This window comes from Nguyenibacter vanlangensis (genome assembly GCF_038719015.1).
Lineage (GTDB): Bacteria > Pseudomonadota > Alphaproteobacteria > Acetobacterales > Acetobacteraceae > Gluconacetobacter > Gluconacetobacter vanlangensis.
In genome coordinates this window covers 3606611-3621344 of sequence record NZ_CP152276.1, presented here as the reverse complement: position 1 = coordinate 3621344, position 14734 = coordinate 3606611, and the positions used below count along the sequence as shown (strand labels likewise).

General features: G+C 67.9%; 18 protein-coding genes. 11 read left to right on the top strand and 7 right to left on the bottom strand.

Annotation, left to right across the window (positions count from 1 at the left end; genetic code table 11):
- The first annotated feature begins 33 nt into the window (after positions 1 to 33).
- Both AAC691_RS16850 and AAC691_RS16845 read left to right on the top strand, forming a co-directional pair.
- On the top strand, positions 34 to 933 hold the full coding sequence (locus AAC691_RS16850; protein WP_342627749.1) for an AraC family transcriptional regulator: 900 nt from the start codon (positions 34 to 36) through the stop codon (positions 931 to 933).
- Positions 934 to 1075: 142 nt separating this feature from the next.
- Positions 1076 to 2029: an N-acetylmuramic acid 6-phosphate etherase gene (locus AAC691_RS16845; protein ID WP_342627748.1), complete on the top strand. Its 954-nt coding sequence runs from the start codon at positions 1076 to 1078 to the stop codon at positions 2027 to 2029.
- Here AAC691_RS16845 and AAC691_RS16840 read toward each other — a convergent pair.
- Positions 2023 to 2646 (bottom strand): YitT family protein, encoded by a 624-nt coding sequence (locus tag AAC691_RS16840; RefSeq protein ID WP_342627747.1) that lies wholly within the window; start codon positions 2644 to 2646, stop codon positions 2023 to 2025. The genes AAC691_RS16845 and AAC691_RS16840 overlap by 7 nt on opposite strands.
- A 311-nt stretch (positions 2647 to 2957) precedes the next feature.
- Here AAC691_RS16840 and AAC691_RS16835 point away from each other — a divergent pair, with 311 nt between their 5' ends.
- Positions 2958 to 3206 carry a DUF2171 domain-containing protein gene (locus AAC691_RS16835; protein ID WP_176640914.1) on the top strand — a complete coding sequence of 83 codons (249 nt, stop codon included), beginning with the start codon at positions 2958 to 2960 and terminating at the stop codon, positions 3204 to 3206.
- A gap of 159 nt (positions 3207 to 3365) precedes the next feature.
- Positions 3366 to 4295, top strand: a complete 930-nt coding sequence (locus AAC691_RS16830) for a prohibitin family protein (RefSeq protein WP_342627746.1) — start codon at positions 3366 to 3368, stop codon at positions 4293 to 4295.
- A gap of 282 nt (positions 4296 to 4577) precedes the next feature.
- Here AAC691_RS16830 and AAC691_RS16825 read toward each other — a convergent pair whose 3' ends face one another.
- On the bottom strand, positions 4578 to 4958 hold the full coding sequence (locus AAC691_RS16825; RefSeq protein ID WP_342627745.1) for a helix-turn-helix domain-containing protein: 381 nt from the start codon (positions 4956 to 4958) through the stop codon (positions 4578 to 4580).
- A gap of 307 nt (positions 4959 to 5265) precedes the next feature.
- On the opposite strand from AAC691_RS16825, the gene AAC691_RS16820 reads away from it, so the two are divergent.
- The 3 genes from AAC691_RS16820 to AAC691_RS16810 all read left to right on the top strand — a co-directional run bounded on the left by AAC691_RS16820 (position 5266) and on the right by AAC691_RS16810 (position 7265).
- Entirely contained in the window at positions 5266 to 6120 is an 855-nt protein-coding gene (locus tag AAC691_RS16820; RefSeq protein ID WP_342627744.1) for an SDR family oxidoreductase, read from the top strand.
- Positions 6121 to 6224: 104 nt separating this feature from the next.
- A complete protein-coding gene (locus tag AAC691_RS16815) occupies positions 6225 to 6767 on the top strand; it encodes a hypothetical protein (RefSeq protein WP_342627743.1) in 543 nt (180 codons plus the stop codon).
- A gap of 135 nt (positions 6768 to 6902) precedes the next feature.
- A complete protein-coding gene (locus tag AAC691_RS16810) occupies positions 6903 to 7265 on the top strand; it encodes a hypothetical protein (protein ID WP_342627742.1) in 363 nt (120 codons plus the stop codon).
- A 162-nt stretch (positions 7266 to 7427) separates the two neighbouring features.
- Here the strand turns inward: AAC691_RS16810 and AAC691_RS16805 are convergent, their stop codons facing one another.
- A complete protein-coding gene (locus AAC691_RS16805) occupies positions 7428 to 7994 on the bottom strand; it encodes an isochorismatase family protein (protein ID WP_342627741.1) in 567 nt (188 codons plus the stop codon).
- Positions 7991 to 8443 (bottom strand): GNAT family N-acetyltransferase, encoded by a 453-nt coding sequence (locus AAC691_RS16800; RefSeq protein WP_342627740.1) that lies wholly within the window; start codon positions 8441 to 8443, stop codon positions 7991 to 7993. The genes AAC691_RS16805 and AAC691_RS16800 overlap by 4 nt, the downstream gene beginning before the upstream one ends.
- Before the next feature lie 93 nt (positions 8444 to 8536).
- On the opposite strand from AAC691_RS16800, the gene AAC691_RS16795 reads away from it, so the two are divergent.
- From AAC691_RS16795 to eutC, 4 genes are all read left to right on the top strand, one after another.
- Positions 8537 to 8728, top strand: coding sequence for a hypothetical protein (locus AAC691_RS16795; protein ID WP_342627739.1), 192 nt, complete (start codon positions 8537 to 8539; stop codon positions 8726 to 8728).
- A gap of 45 nt (positions 8729 to 8773) precedes the next feature.
- Positions 8774 to 10162, top strand: a complete 1389-nt coding sequence (locus tag AAC691_RS16790; RefSeq protein ID WP_342627738.1) for an ethanolamine ammonia-lyase subunit EutB — start codon at positions 8774 to 8776, stop codon at positions 10160 to 10162.
- A 145-nt stretch (positions 10163 to 10307) separates the two neighbouring features.
- Positions 10308 to 11561 (top strand): alpha-hydroxy acid oxidase, encoded by a 1254-nt coding sequence (locus AAC691_RS16785; RefSeq protein ID WP_342627737.1) that lies wholly within the window; start codon positions 10308 to 10310, stop codon positions 11559 to 11561.
- Positions 11562 to 11601: 40 nt separating this feature from the next.
- Positions 11602 to 12327, top strand: a complete 726-nt coding sequence (eutC, locus tag AAC691_RS16780) for an ethanolamine ammonia-lyase subunit EutC (RefSeq protein WP_342627736.1) — start codon at positions 11602 to 11604, stop codon at positions 12325 to 12327.
- 16 nt (positions 12328 to 12343) lie between these two features.
- Here the strand turns inward: eutC and AAC691_RS16775 are convergent, their stop codons facing one another.
- The 3 genes from AAC691_RS16775 to rpiA are packed head-to-tail and all read right to left on the bottom strand — an operon-like array spanning position 12344 to position 14696.
- Positions 12344 to 13381 carry a pepsin/retropepsin-like aspartic protease family protein gene (locus AAC691_RS16775; protein WP_342627735.1) on the bottom strand — a complete coding sequence of 346 codons (1038 nt, stop codon included), beginning with the start codon at positions 13379 to 13381 and terminating at the stop codon, positions 12344 to 12346.
- A 35-nt stretch (positions 13382 to 13416) separates the two neighbouring features.
- Positions 13417 to 13959, bottom strand: coding sequence for a gluconokinase (locus tag AAC691_RS16770; protein WP_323992942.1), 543 nt, complete (start codon positions 13957 to 13959; stop codon positions 13417 to 13419).
- Positions 13956 to 14696 carry a ribose-5-phosphate isomerase RpiA gene (gene rpiA, locus AAC691_RS16765; protein ID WP_342627734.1) on the bottom strand — a complete coding sequence of 247 codons (741 nt, stop codon included), beginning with the start codon at positions 14694 to 14696 and terminating at the stop codon, positions 13956 to 13958. The genes AAC691_RS16770 and rpiA overlap by 4 nt, the downstream gene beginning before the upstream one ends.
- Positions 14697 to 14734 lie beyond the last annotated feature (38 nt).

Here is a 14734-nt window from a genome sequence, read left to right as displayed (position 1 = left end):
TACATTCGGGGCCGCCACGACCAGGGCTGTCCCATGGATGAACTCTCTCGATTACGTGACGCCGTCGACACATGTTTCGCGTGCCACGGCAATGCCAGTCCGCTTTACACCGCGATCGATGGCCTGATCCTGCTGCGGTCGGCGGCCGAGCGGAATCCGGCGCATATCCTGCACAAACCCGCGCTGTGCATTGTGGTGCAGGGCGCGAAATGGACCAGTTTCGGCGCGCTTCGGCTGGAGTACCGGACGGGCCAGGCCATGGTCGTCAGCGTCGAGATGCCGGGGGCGAGCCAGGTGGTCGAGGGCGGAGAGGGCGCGCCCTATCTGAGCGTCGTGATCGAGCTGGACCGGGCGATCATGCGCGAGGTCTTCGAGCGCATGGAGGCGCCGCCCGTGCCGGACGACCGCGCGGGGGCCTTCGTCCTGGATCTGGACGACGCGCTTGTGGGGTGTGCGGCGCGGGCGGTCGGATTGCTGCGCGAGCCGCAGGCGATTCCCATCCTCTATCCGGCGGTGATGCGCGAAATCTGCTATCGCCTGCTGGCCGGGCCGCATGGTGCGGTGCTGTCGCGCCTGGTGGTCGGGGTCGATCGCGATCGCCGCCTGGTCGAGGCGATCCATGCGCTGAGGGAGAAATTCGACCGGGTGCTGCGCGTCGACGACCTGGCGGCGGCGGCAGGGCTGAGCCCGACCGCGTTTCATCGCCAGTTCAAGGCCCTGACCGCGATGACGCCGATGCAGTTCCAGAAACAGATCCGGCTGATGGAGGCGCGCAGGCTGCTGCTGTCGGGCGGCATGTCGGCGGAGGCGGCGGCCTTTGCGGTCGGCTATGCCAGCCCGTCGCAATTCAGCCGCGAATATCGCCGGATGTTCGGATTGCCGCCCGCCCGGGACGCGTTGCGGCTTTCTGACCCGCCCGGCGCGGCGGCGTGAAGGGAACGATCCGCATGGGGACGGACCTGTCGGGGCACGTGGCGGCGTATTTGGACGTGGCGCGAACGTTTGGACGTGGCGCGGCGGCCGGGCCATAAGGGGGGATCGTGACCCGAATGGCGAAGGACTTGCGGATATTCCGATGAACGACATCAGCGACGCGGCCGGCATTGGCGGGACGGAAGGGCAGGATCCGCGCTTTGCGGAGATCGATCTGTGGCCGACCGCGTCGATCCTGGAGGCGCTGGCCGAGGCGCAGATGAGCGCCGTTGCCATGGTGCGGGCGGCGATCCCCGAACTGGAGCGCGTTATTGCCGCGGCCCTGCCCCGGCTGCGCGCGGGTGGCCGGCTGTTCTATGTCGGGGCCGGCACGTCGGGGCGGATCGGCATGCAGGACGGGGTGGAGCTGACCCCGACCTTCGGCTGGGCGCCGGAGCGGCTGGTGCTGCTGCTGGCCGGGGGGACCGGGGCGCTGTTCCAGGCGGCCGAGGGCGCCGAGGATGACGAGGACGCCGCGCGGCGCGACATCCTGGCCCATCGGCCCGGCGGCGACGACGTGGTGCTGGGCGTCGCGGCCAGCGGCAATACGCCCTATACCGCCGCGGCGCTGCGTGCCGCGCGGGCGGCCGGCAGCCTGACGGTGGGCATGAGCTGCAATGCCGAGGGGCGGCTGCTGCGCGAGGCCGAGCTGGGGATCGGGATCGTGACCGGTGCGGAGGTCATTGCCGGTTCGACCCGGCTGAAGGCCGGGACCGCGCAGAAGGCGGCGCTGAATTTGCTTTCGACCACGCTGATGGTCCGGCTGGGCCATGCCTATCGCGGGCAGATGGTGGATATGCGGGTGGTGAACGCGAAATTGCGGCGGCGGGCCGCGCGCATGGTCCGGACCCTGGCGGGCGGGACGGATGACGAGATCCGCCAGGCGCTGGACGCCGCCGGCGGCAATGTCAAGCGCGCGGTGCTGATCCGGCACGGCATGACGCTGGAGGCGGCCGAAGCCGGCCTGGCCCGGCATGGCGGCGACCTGCGTGCGACGCTGGATGCGATGGGGGGTGCGATGGGAGATGCGCGGGGGGCCGCGACGACGGGTCAGTAGCCGGTATAGCGGCCCGGGCGGTGGAAGGTGGCGACCACGCCGCTGATCGCCACCGCGCTGACGGCCGAGAGCAGGACGTGGCGGACATCGATGACCAGGAGCGAGAGGGCCAGGATGCCGGCATCGATGGCCAACTGGCTTTTGCCGGCGTTCCAGCCGCGCGTCTTGTACAGCCACAGCGTGATGACGCCCGTGCCCCCGACCCCGGCCTGGTGCCGGGCCAGGGACAGGATGCCCATGCCGATCGCCGTTCCGCCGAAGAAGGCCGCCCAGAACGGGTTGATGGCGCCTAACGTCATCAGATGCGGGAAGACCAGGGCGAAGAGGGTGACCGAGAAGCTGACGATCAGCGTCTTGAGCGCGAACGCGCCGCCCATGGTCCGGCAGGCGAAGGCGAGGAAGGGAATATTGATCAGCGTGAAGAGCAGGCCGGCCGGCAGCTTCACGACGTAGGACAGCAGCAGCGCCACCCCGGCGACCCCGCCGGTGACCAGTCCGGCCCGGTGCAGGCAGGCCAGGCCGAGCACGATCAGCGAACAGCCGATGACGAGGGCATAGGCGTCTTCGAACAGCGAATGGCGCAGGGGCGAGGCGGTGTCGGCCTGGGTTCGGGGCATGGCGGGCACGATGTCCGGCGGAGGGGCGGGGACGGGGAGGATGCGGCACGTCCTAATTGAGCGATGGCCCGCGTGTAAAGCGCCGTTATTTTCTTGCCCGGCACGGGGTTGGCGCCGTGCCGGGCGGCTGGTTTTTCGTTTCGTACTGCAATCATCTTACGCTGGGCATCTTGCGCCGGGCGCGTCGCGCAGGGGAGCCTGCCCGAGAGATGCATGGGGGGAATACGCAACGGGATGTGATCGGCGGGCCCGTCCGCCGCCGCCGCCGCGTTCCCATATGACGGGCTCGGACAGTCTGCGAGGAGGCGTCCATGACACAATGGTTCCAGTTGCATTCCGGCATGAAGATCGTCGGGGCGGACAATGCGCCGGTTGGCGAGGTCCAGGAGGCAGAAGGGGGGGCGCGGCTGCGCCTGACCGGCACGGACGGGGCGGCGCATTACCTGCCCTTGTCGATGGCCGACGCGGTGCAGGGCGAGGTGATCCGGCTGAATTGCGCGGCATCGGAGGCGATCGCCCATTTCGACACCGAACTGCCGGCCGGCGAGGATACGACATAGAGCAGATCCCGTTTCGGGCGGACTTGTTTGAACGGGTGACGAGGCTCGATTGAATAATAGCTTGGCGCATTTCCACTGAACCGGTGTTCAGTGGAAGCGATTTGGGTCTTTTGCCGGGGGTGGATTGCCGAGGCAAGCGATCGCCGATATCGTGGCGTCATGCATTTTCGGTATGACGGGGCCAATCCCCGGACGATCGCCCGTTATGGCGCCCTGGCCGTCGGGGCGCTGGTCGTGTTGTCGCTGCTGTTCGGCACCGGATACACGATCGACCAGAAGAATGTCGGCGTGGTATCGCGCTTCGGCGCGTTTTCGCGCACGGCGGGGCCGGGGCTGCATTTCAAGCTGCCTTGGGTGGAAAGCGTGGTGGAATACAGCACCGCCACCCAGCAGGTCGCCATCCAGAAATCCGAAGTCTTTACCGCCGACAACCAGGGCGTGAACGTGACGATGCTGGTGCAGTTCAACGTTCCCGACGGGGATGTGCAGAACCTGTACGAGCATGTGCCGTTCTATGAACAGCGGATCTATACGCTGGCCAACGACCGGATGAAGTCGGCCTTCGGCCGGCGGCAGGTTTCGGACGTACCCAGCGCGCGCAGCCTGATCGAGAGCGAGATCAAGGCCGATGTGGCCGCGCAGGCGCTGAAGCTGTACGGCATCGAGGTTTCGGAAGTTCAGATTACCGACCTGGATTATACCGAGGCGTTCCGCCACGCCATCGACATGATGACCCGGGCGAAGGCCGAGGTGACGCGGTCGGAACAATTGCGCCAGCAGGCGGTGATCGACGCTGAGCGCCAGCAGATTGCCGCCCAGGCCAACGCCAACGCGGCCGTGGCCGCCGCCGAGGGCGAGGCGCGGTCGATCCGCGCGAAATCGGAGGCCGAGGCCGCCGCGACGCGGGTCAAGGGCGAAGCCGAGGCGGATGCGATCCGCGCCCAGGCGGCGGCGCTGGGCGCCAGCCCGAACTATGTGACCTATACCCAGGCGCGGCGCTGGGACGGCAGGCTGCCGGCGACCATATTGGGGTCGCAACCCGTGCCGATGATGACGATGCCTGTGATGGGGCCCATGAACGGGCACTGACCGCGCCGCCGAACGCGGAAAGGCCGCACAGGTCGGAATGCCTCCAATGGCTCGATGTGGCCCGTCGTTCTCGGCCGGTTTCGCCGTCGTCGAAGAGTTGGCCGTGCCTTGTGCCAATTGGTGTCGTGATTGGCCGTCCCGCGGTCTCCTTTTCGGGGCGCTGCCCCGCACCCCGCCAAAGGCGGTGCCTTTGGAAACCGATTCCGGATCGATGTCATGGGGTGCAGGGGGTCTATGGCCGCTGCCGGGTTCGGGCGGGGGCCCGGCCTGTCTTTCAATCGGTCACTGTTCAAGATGTCCCGGGTCAAGATGCCCCGGGTCAAGATGCTCTGGGTCAAGATGCCCTGGCCCCGGCGCGTCCACCGCCTGCGGTGATGGGATCGCGAGGTCCCGGAGCAGCAGGCGCGACCCGACATCCACGATCGCCTTGATCGCGGGGAGCAGTTCCTGCCCCAATGGGGTCAGATCATACTCCACCGTCGGTGGCGATGTCGGCATCACGCTGCGGCCGAGAACGCCGCGATGCTCCAGATCGCGCAGCCTGCTGGTCAGCACCTTCGCCGAAATGGCCGGGATATCGCGGCGCAATTCCGAAAACCGTCGCGGGCCGTTGCTGAGGGACCAGAGCAGTTCGGGCGTCCAGAGGCCGCTGAGCAGAGCCATGCATTTCGACATGGGGCAGCCGGGGAGCGCCTTCACCTTGGTTCGCATTCTCAGGACCATCGCGCAGCCTCCATGGCGAGTTTCCATCCGGGGCGAGTTTCCATCTGGTAACCGGAAAGTAGAGGTAACTGCAAGATAGGAGGTTTCTGCAAGTAACGCGTGCGGCTATCTGAAGGCTCTCTGATCGCGGAGCCGGTGACGACCTTCCCCGTCACGTCCCGCCACGCATTCGTGGCGTGCGCAGACACGGGCGCCGTCTTCCGGTCCGTCACACAATGATCAGGCACACAACGACAAGAGGCCGAACATGTACGCAATCACCGGAGCGACGGGGCAGCTTGGCCGCCTCGTCATCGATACGCTGCTGAAGACCATCCCGGCGGGCCGCATCGTCGCCGCGGCGCGCAATCCGGCCAAGGCGCGTGACCTTGCCGAGCGCGGCGTGATCGTGCGCGAGGCGGACTATACCCGTCCCGACACGCTGCGCACGGCGCTGGCCGGCGTCGACAAGCTGCTGCTGATTTCCTCGACTGAAGTCAGCGGCCGCGTGCCGCTGCATGGCGCGGTGATCGAGGCGGCGCGCCAGGCCGGGGTTTCGCTGCTTGCCTATACGAGCATGCTGCATGCCGGCACGTCGCCCGCCCGCCTTGCGATCGAACACCGGCAGACGGAAGAGGCCATATCCGCGTCGGGCCTGCCTGCCGTGATCCTGCGCAATGGCTGGTATATCGAGAATCATCTGATGGCGCTGCCCGTGGCGCTGGAGCATGGGGCCTTCGTCGGCGCCGCCGGGGATGGGCGCTTTTCCTCGGCGGCGCGCGCCGACTATGCGGCAGCCGCGGCCGTGGCGCTGACCGCGGAGGATCAGGCGGGCCGGACGTATGAACTCGCCGGCGACGGGGCCTTCACGATGGCCGAACTCGCGGCGGAGGTGTCGCGCCAGTCGGGCAAGGCCGTGGCCTATAACGATCTGTCCGCCGAGGCCTATGCGGGCATGCTGGCGGGCGCGGGGCTTCCGGGCGACCTGGCCGCGCTGCTGGCCGACGCCGATGTCGCCGCCTCGCGCGGTGCCCTGTTCGATGATGGCGGCGCCCTGTCGCGGCTGATCGGCCGCCCGACGGCCTCGCTGGAAAGCCGCGTCGCGGCCGCGCTGCGCGGTTGAGGACGGGACGGGCAGTCAGGCAAATGGGGCCGGACCTGCCGTCGGTTCATGTAGCCACGGCCCCGCATCCTCCAACGACGGACGACCGAGGATTGATCATGCATATGACGGACGCATTACAGGACAAGGTGGCAGGGAGCGGGGTGACGGCGGGACCAGCGGGTTCGCGGCGTGGGTCGTCCCGCGCCGTCGCCATCGGGCTGGCCGCCGGCCTGGCAACCGGCGCCATCGGACTTGTCCCGGTTCTTATCCTGCAAGCGGCGCGGGGCGTCGGAATCGTTCCGGAGGTGCAACTGGCGGCCAGCAGCCTGATCGGCATGGCAGCCTATGCGGGTGCCGCCGGTCTGGTCCTGGGGACGCTGCTTCATTTCTTCGTATCGATCGTTCCGGCGGTCGCGTACGCGCTGGTCGCGTGGCGCGTGCCGGCGGTGAACCGCTGGGCGTGGGCCGGCGGGCCCGTACTCGGCATCATCCTATTCTTCTTCATGGGATTCGTCGTGTTGCCGCACAGCGCCTTCACCACGCCCGCATCGGTGACACCCATGCCCTTCGTGCCTGCCTTGCTGATCCACATGTTCGGGTTCGGCCTGCCGATCGCGCTGATCGTCCGGCGTGGGTGGGTGCGGTCACAGGAGGCCGGTGCCTGACCGTTGCCCACGCGGGGGCGGCGGATCGCGCCGCCGGCTCCGCGCCGAACACCGAACCGGTGGCCGAAGGGTGCTGCCGATTCCTCAGGATTGACGGGAATCCGTTTGTCAGCACTTGATATAAAGGAAAGAAGCATGATGAAAAAGCTTATCGCCGCGGGATTGGCGCTGGCGGGAATGGCGTCTCCGATCGCCGCGCGGGCCGCGGGTGCGCCGATCATCGAAGTCGTCACGGCGACGCTGAGAAGCGATGTCACGGTCGCGCAAATGGAAGCGATCGATCACGAGATCGGCACGAACCTGATCGCAAAGCGCCCGGGCTTCGTGTCGCGAGAATCCGCGCCTGGCAGCGACCATAGCTGGCTGGCGATCGTCCATTGGCGGTCGGTCGCCGATGCCGACGCGTCCATGGAACGCTTCTCGTCGGCCCCCATCTCGGCGAAGTTCATGGCGATGATCGTGCCGGGTTCCCTGGTGATGAAACGCTATGCCCGATAAGCGGCTTTTTCGAGCGGGCTGTCTTGTCCGATGAGGGAAGGGACGCTGCGTCGCTTCTCGGCGATTTCGAGGTGTCGCCGGTTTTTTTGTCGGCCTGATGGGATTCCGTACCGGGCCGTTTTCCATACCTTGCCTGCCGATTCTGCGTACAGATGCCTCGCGTCACGTCGTGAGAAAGCAAGCTGCTTCCGACGGCACCACCCGAACGGCTTTTGATCCCGCATTAAACCCCGACAATAAGCAGTTGTGGTGGTCGACGATCTGCTCGACAGTGAGTGAGCCGAAATCGGCGGTGGTATGACCATCACTGAGTAACGTCACATCGAAACCCATCGAAGTCGCCCGCCGAGTGGTGGTGTCGACGCAGAATTGGGTCATACAGCCACCGATCACCAGGTGATTGATGCCAAGCTCTGCCAGGCGCTCGCTCAGGTCAGTGTCGTGGAAAGAGTCGCAGCTACGCTTGTGGACGACGACCGTATCATGACGAGGCGTAATTTCGTCGCGGAACAACCAGTCTGTCGTTCCGTATTCCAAACGGTGTCCGGTATCTCCGTCATGCTGAACAAGGATGACGGGCACGCCCGATGCTTCGGCTGCACGTTTCATCCGACCCAATCGGGCCGAGACGGCGTCGAGCCGGGCATCAATGGACGGTTGCCGATCCGCATGCGCCAGCCCCGTCAGGATCGCCCGCTGTACGTCGATGATGAGAAGGGCTGTCGTCATTGCTTGTGGATCCATTGTGCCATTCCCCGCGCATCCGGCATGACACTTGAAAAACCGAATCGCTCGTAGAGCTGCCAGGCTTCTCCATTTGCCATCAGGCTCACATATGTTTCGGCAGGAATGGTGGCCCGTATATGGTGCATGATGGCGCCGATGATCGCAGACCCGATTCCCTGCCCGCGATGCGCGGGATCGACAGCGATGTCTACGACATGGATAAATAGCGAAGCGTCGCCGATCATCCGTCCCATCCCGACGACGTCAGAGCCATGTTGGACATGCACCCCGTAGAGCGTATTGGGAAGCCCTGCCTGTGCGGCCAGCACACTGCGCGGTGTCAGACCGCTTATTCTACGGAGGCGGCAATAAGTCGCTGCGTCGGGAACACCCGCACGAAATACGTATCCAGAAGGTAAAGGATAATCGAGCTTCGGGCTGGACGGCATCATGGCTGTCTCCTCTCTGGAAGCGTCCATCATCAGCCCGATTGGTCGTTTTTGGTAAAAATGACTCAAAACAAGCCGACTGACGCGGCTTGAGTCATGAAAAAGACCTCACGCCGCTCCGAAAACGGAGCGCCACCAAAAGCCAACAGCTTTATTGGTCGTGCCGGTCATGGTTCCATGCCTTGCCATATTCGAACCTTTTACGCAACGGAAGATGCTGTCCGCTTAGTGAGCATGCGTCTGAAGGTCGACAATCCGGCGGCGTCCGTTCCGTGTGAAATGCCTTGACCGCGTCCGGCGCGTTGTTGCGACAATGGCGCGGGAGGGCGCGGCATGGGGTATCGGAGCATCCTGGCGGGCGAGCAGTATCGGTTTGCCGATCTGCGCCATGTGCTGGCCTGTGCGTCGCCGCTGCGCTCGGGCGATGAGCTGGCGGGGGTTGCGGCGGCCGATCCGGTGGAGCGGATCGCCGCGCGTTATGCGCTGGCGGATATTCCCCTGGCCGATTTCCTGCGGGATGCGCTGGTGCCGTACGAGCAGGACGAGGTGACGCGGCTGATCCAGGACGGCCATGACGCGGCGGCGTTCGCGCCCGTCGCGCACATGACGGTGGGGCAGTTGCGCGACTGGCTGCTGTCGCACGCGGCGGACCATGCGGCGATCGGCGCGCTGGGGCCCGGCCTGACGCCCGAGATGGTCGCGGCGACCAGCAAGCTGATGCGCAACCAGGATTTGATCGCGGTGGGGCGCAAGATGCGGGTGGTGACGGCGTTCCGCAACACGCAGGGCCTGCCGGGGCGGCTGGGCAGCCGGTTGCAGCCCAACCATCCGACCGACGATCCGCGGGGGATCGCGGCGTCGCTGCTGGACGGGCTGCTGCTGGGCGCCGGGGACGCGGTGATCGGGATCAATCCGGCCGGCGACAATGTCGCGACCGGGATCGTCCTGCTGGACATGCTGGAGGCGATGCGCACGCGCCATGACATTCCGGCGCAGAGCTGCGTGCTGACGCATGTCACCAATACCATCCGGATGATCGAGCAGGGGGCGCCGGTCGACCTGGTGTTTCAGTCCGTGGCGGGGACGCAGGCCGCCAATACGGGATTCGGCGTTTCGCTGTCGCTGCTGGCCGAGGCGCGGGAGGCGGCGCTGTCGCTGCGGCGCGGGACGGTGGGACAGAACGTGATGTATTTCGAGACCGGCCAGGGAGCGGCGCTGTCGGCCGAGGCGCATCACGGCATGGACCAGCAGACCGCCGAGGTGCGGGCCTATGCCGTGGCGCGGGCGTTCGCGCCGCTGCTGGTCAATACGGTGGTCGGGTTTATCGGGCCGGAATATCTGTATGACGGCAAGCAGATCATCCGGGCGGGGCTGGAGGATCATTTCTGCGGCAAGCTGATGGGCCTGCCGATGGGGTGCGACGTCTGCTACACCAACCATGCCGAGGCGGACCAGGACGACATGGACAGCCTGATGGTGCTGCTGACCGCCGCGGGGGTGAATTTCCTGATCGCCGTGCCGGGCGGCGACGACGTGATGCTGAGCTACCAGAGCCTGTCGTACCATGACATGGCGACCCTGCGGTCCAGTTTCGGCCTGCGGGCGGCGCCGGAGTTCGAGGCATGGCTGGAGCGGATGGAACTGGTGGATGCGCACGGCCGGGTGCGGCTGGACGCGCCGCGCCAACTGGGGCGGCTGGTCGCGCCGGACCTGCCGGCCTGAGCGGCCGCTTTCAAAAAATCCATTACCGCGCGGGAGCTGTCCGCTGGAGACGGGTGCGGCAACCGGCCGCCCTGCAGGCGGTTAAGGGGGACATAGGCCCCGCTTAACGGGACGCGCCCTTGTGGCTGTGGATGGAGCGCATGTCATGACATCATCGAGCCGGACATCATCGAGCCGGGCGCGCATGGCGCAGCGCGGGAAGCGTGGCGCAGGCGGCGACCGGCGGGGCGTTGAGCGGGGATGCGATGGTCGGGATGCATGGCGCTATCAGAACCTGCACGACTATGCGCCGGTGGCGCGGCGCCGGCTGCCGCGGGCGCTTTATGCCTATGTCGCCGGGGCGGCGGGGGATGGGCGGGCGCTGGAGGCGAACCGGGCGGCCTTCGCCCGCTGGTGCCTGATCCCGCATGTGCTGCGCGGCGTGGCCGGGCGGCGCGCGGATGCGACGATCCTGGGCAGGGCCTATGCCATGCCGGTGGGGATTTCGGCGTTCGGCGCCGCCGGGGTGATCCGGCATGACGCGGATCGCGCCATGGCGCGCGCGGCGCGCGCGGCCGGCGTGCCGTATCAACTGAGCGCCAATTCGATCACGCCGATGGAAGAGGTGATCGCGGATAATCCGGATGCGTGGTTCGCGGCCTATCTGCCCGGCGATGCATCGGCGATCGCGCGGATGGTGGCGCGCGTGGCGCGGGCGGGATTCGGGACCCTGGTGGTGACCGTCGACCTGCCGGTCGCGGCGCGGCGGGAGGACGAGGCCCGCGCGGGCTATGCGATGCCGCTGCGGCCCTCGGCGCGGCTGGGGCTGGATATGCTGGTCCATCCGCGCTGGGTGCTGGGGCAGATGGGGCGGACGCTGCTGAAGCGGGGCGTGCCGCATATCGAGAATATCGCGCCGGGGCGCGGACCGTCGATCTTTGCCCGCGATGTCGGGGCGGTGGGCGGGGCCGCGGATTTCAACTGGGATTCGGTCCGGGCCATCCGCCGCCTGTGGGGCGGCAAGCTGGTGCTGAAAGGGATTCTGGCGGCCACGGATGCGCTGCATGCGCGGGATATCGGGGTGGACGGGATTATCGTGTCCAACCATGGCGCGCGGCTGTCGGATACGGTCATCGCGCCACTGGAGGCGCTGCCGGCCATCCGCGCCGCGTGCCCGGACATGACGATCCTGCTGGATGGCGGGGTGCGCCGGGCGGGAGACGCGATCACGGCGATCGCGCTGGGGGCGGATGGGGTGATGATCGGGCGCCCGTTCTTCTTCGCCACCATCCTGGGGGGACAGGCGGGACTGGCGCATGCGATCGGGCTGGTGGCCGGGGAACTGGACCGGGAGATGGCGTTTCTGGGGCTGCTGGACCTGAAAGAGAGTCGCGACGGACGGCTGTATCGGCGTATGTAGGGGCATGCCGTCATGGAGGTGGGCTGTGCAGGACCGCGTGATGCCGGTTGGGGACCCGTGGGATGCGCTGCGGCGCCTGACGCCCGCGCGGATCGGCCAGGCCCGCAGCGGGGATACCGTTGCGGTGGGCGAGGTGCTGGCGTTTCAACTGGCGCATGCGCGGGCGCGGGCGGCCGTGTGGGCGCCGTTGCGGGAAGACAAGCTGGGCCTGGGGGCGGATGCGCTGCGCGTGCGCAGCCAGGCGGACGAGCGGGGCGTGTTCATCCGGCGGCCCGATCTGGGGCGGCGGCTGGCGCCGGACAGTGCCGCGGCGCTGGTGCGCGGGGATCATGACGTCGTCTTCGTGATCGCGGATGGGCTGTCGGCGATCGCGGCGGAGCGGCAGGCGCCGGCGGTGCTGTCGGCGGCGCGGCGCCTTCTGGCGGGGTGGCGGATCGCGCCGGTGGTGGTGGCGCATAACGCCCGGGTCGCGCTGGGCGACGAGATCGGGCACCGCCTGGGGGCCCGGTGCGTGGTGATGATGATCGGCGAGCGGCCGGGGCTGAGCATCGCGGAATCGCTGAGCCTGTACATGACCTGGGCCCCCCGTCCCGGGCGGGTGGATTCCGAGCGCAACTGCATTTCCAACATCCATTCCCAGGGCGGATTGCCGGCGCGGGAGGCGGCGGCCAAGCTGGCCTGGCTGCTGAACGGCGCGCGGGCGCTGGGGGCGAGCGGGATCGGGCTGAAGGAGGATATGCCCGGGCGGGGCCTTCTGGAGGGGTGACGGCCCGTCCGTGGGGTCAGGGCGGGGCGGGCCGGTCCTGGACCGTGGTTTCGGCCAGGCGGGACTGGGCTGGGCTGAAGCCGCCATCCGCCGGCATGCCCGGCGGCGGGGGCTGGGGGTCGGAGAAATAGAGCATGCGGGTGGGAAACGCGAAGAGGACGCGCCGGCCGCGGAAGAAATTCATGCCCAGGATGTTGGTGGTCGCGGGGGTGACGTCGGCGAGCAGCCCGGTGCCGCGATAGCCGCCCAGCACGTAGCGGGCGAAGGCGTGGCGGCGGCCGATGATGGCCGGGCCGGCATCGGTGCGCGAGCGGGGGTCGTCATCCAGCATGGATGGGGTCACGCCGGTATCGGTGGCGTCCGCGGTGCGGAGGATCGAGGCGTTGGAGCCCGGTTCGAGTTCCATGCCGACCGGCACGCCGCCGATGGCGACCTGCACCATCGTGTCCATGCCTTCGCGGTTCGGCAGGAGGGGCGCCTGATAGGCGTGGGCGCCGGCCAGGCGGGTGAGAGCGGGGCAGTTCGGCGCGCCGGTTTCCCTGAACAGGGTCAGGCTTTGCCCGGGGAAATCGAGCAGCACGTCGTAATTGCCGAGGATGTCGTAGCCCAGCACGGCCAGCACGGGCCGGCCGTCCAGCCGGCGGTCGCCGATCGAGCCGAGCATGATGCCGCGCACCTTGCCGGCCCGGCCGCGCCCCAGCGCCAGGCTGTCGATCGTGGTGAGGTAGCTGTGGCCGCCCCCGGCGATGGTCTGGACGTCCAGCTTGCGGCCCATCGGATAGGTCATGCCGGGACGCTGGAAGACGCCGATATTTTCCTGGGTCAGGCCGAGGAAGGCGACGCCCTGCGTGCCGTTGATGGTGACCGGCACCGCCGGGCTGCCCCAGCCGCTGACCAGCGGCACCGAAATGACGTGGGCGACGCAGCGTCGGGGCACGGTTTCGGCGCCCAAGGTTTCGGAGTCCTGGGCTTGGGCGGCGGACGGGTGGCAGAGACAGGACAAGGCCAGGAATGCCAGAGGCGGCGACAGGCGCCGCCCGCGCGCTTGCGACATGAAAGAGCCCTGCCCGCCTTTGCTTCGCGCCCGCGCTATCGGTCCAGGCGGTATTTCAACTGGCCCAGCGTATGGGCGATGACTTCGGCCGGGGAGATGAAACTGTCAATGGTCAGCGCATGTTCGTCCGGCCCGGGCGGTTCCAGCGTGGCGAGCTGGCTGGGCAGCAGGCTGGGCGGCATGTAGTGGCCGGTGCGGCGGGCCAGCCGGTCCTTGAGGATCGCTTCGGGCACGTCGAGGAAGATGAACACCACCTGGTCGGTGTCCTTGGCCAGGATTTCGCGGTAGCTGCGCTTGAGCGCCGAGCAGGTGAGGATGCCGCCGCCACCGTCCGCGATGCGGGCATCGATCCATTTGCGGCATTCGGCCAGCCAGGGCCAGCGATCGGCGTCCGTCAGCGGAATGCCGGCGGCCATCTTGTCGACATTCGCCTGGGGGTGCAGGCGGTCGCCCTCCTGGTAGGGCCAGCCCAGCACGTTGTGCAGGCCCTCGGCCACCGTGGTCTTGCCGCTGCCGGACACGCCCATGACGACCAGGATGTGGGGCCGGATGTCCTCGGCCGGCGCGCGGGCGGTCATGCGGCCACCAGCCGGGTGAGGCCGTGCCGGCCGGCCACCAGGACCTCGGACGTCCGGCCGATGAACAGGCCGGTCTCGATCACGCCGACGATCCGGCGGATATCGGCCGCCAGCCCGGGCGGATCGGCGATCGGCCCGAAGGCGCAATCGAGGATCATGTTGCCGCCGTCGGTGACGAACAGGTTGCCGTCGCGGTCCATGCGCGGCGACACGCGCGCGCCCAGTTCGCCGAGCTGGCGCGCGGTGCTTTCCCAGCCGAAGGGGGTGACTTCGACCGGGATCGGGGCGTGGCTGCCGAGATGGTCGACCAGCTTGCTTTCATCGACCATGACGATGAAGCGCCTGGCCGCCGCGGCGACGATCTTTTCCCGCAGCAGGGCGCCGCCCAGGCCCTTGACCAGGTTGAGCGAGCCGCGTTCGACCTCATCCGCGCCGTCGATCGCCAGGTCGAGCTGCGGGTGGGTGGCGAACGAGACCAGGGTGATGCCGTGGCCACGCGCCTGCGCGGCCGAGCGTTCGGAGGTGGGGATGGCCACGAAGCGCAGCCCCTGGGCCCAGCGGCGGCCCAGCGCATCGATCATCATCGCCGAGGTGCTGCCCGTGCCGAGCCCGACGGCCATGCCGTCCCGGACCATGGCGGCGGCTTCCTCGGCCACCTGGCGCTTGAATTCGATCATCGGGTCCGCTGTCGGGTCCGCTGTCTGGTCCGCTGTCTGGGGGTCCGTACTCTGGACCATCGCATCTTCTCCTGGGGGCCTGGCGCGGCCCCTCTTGT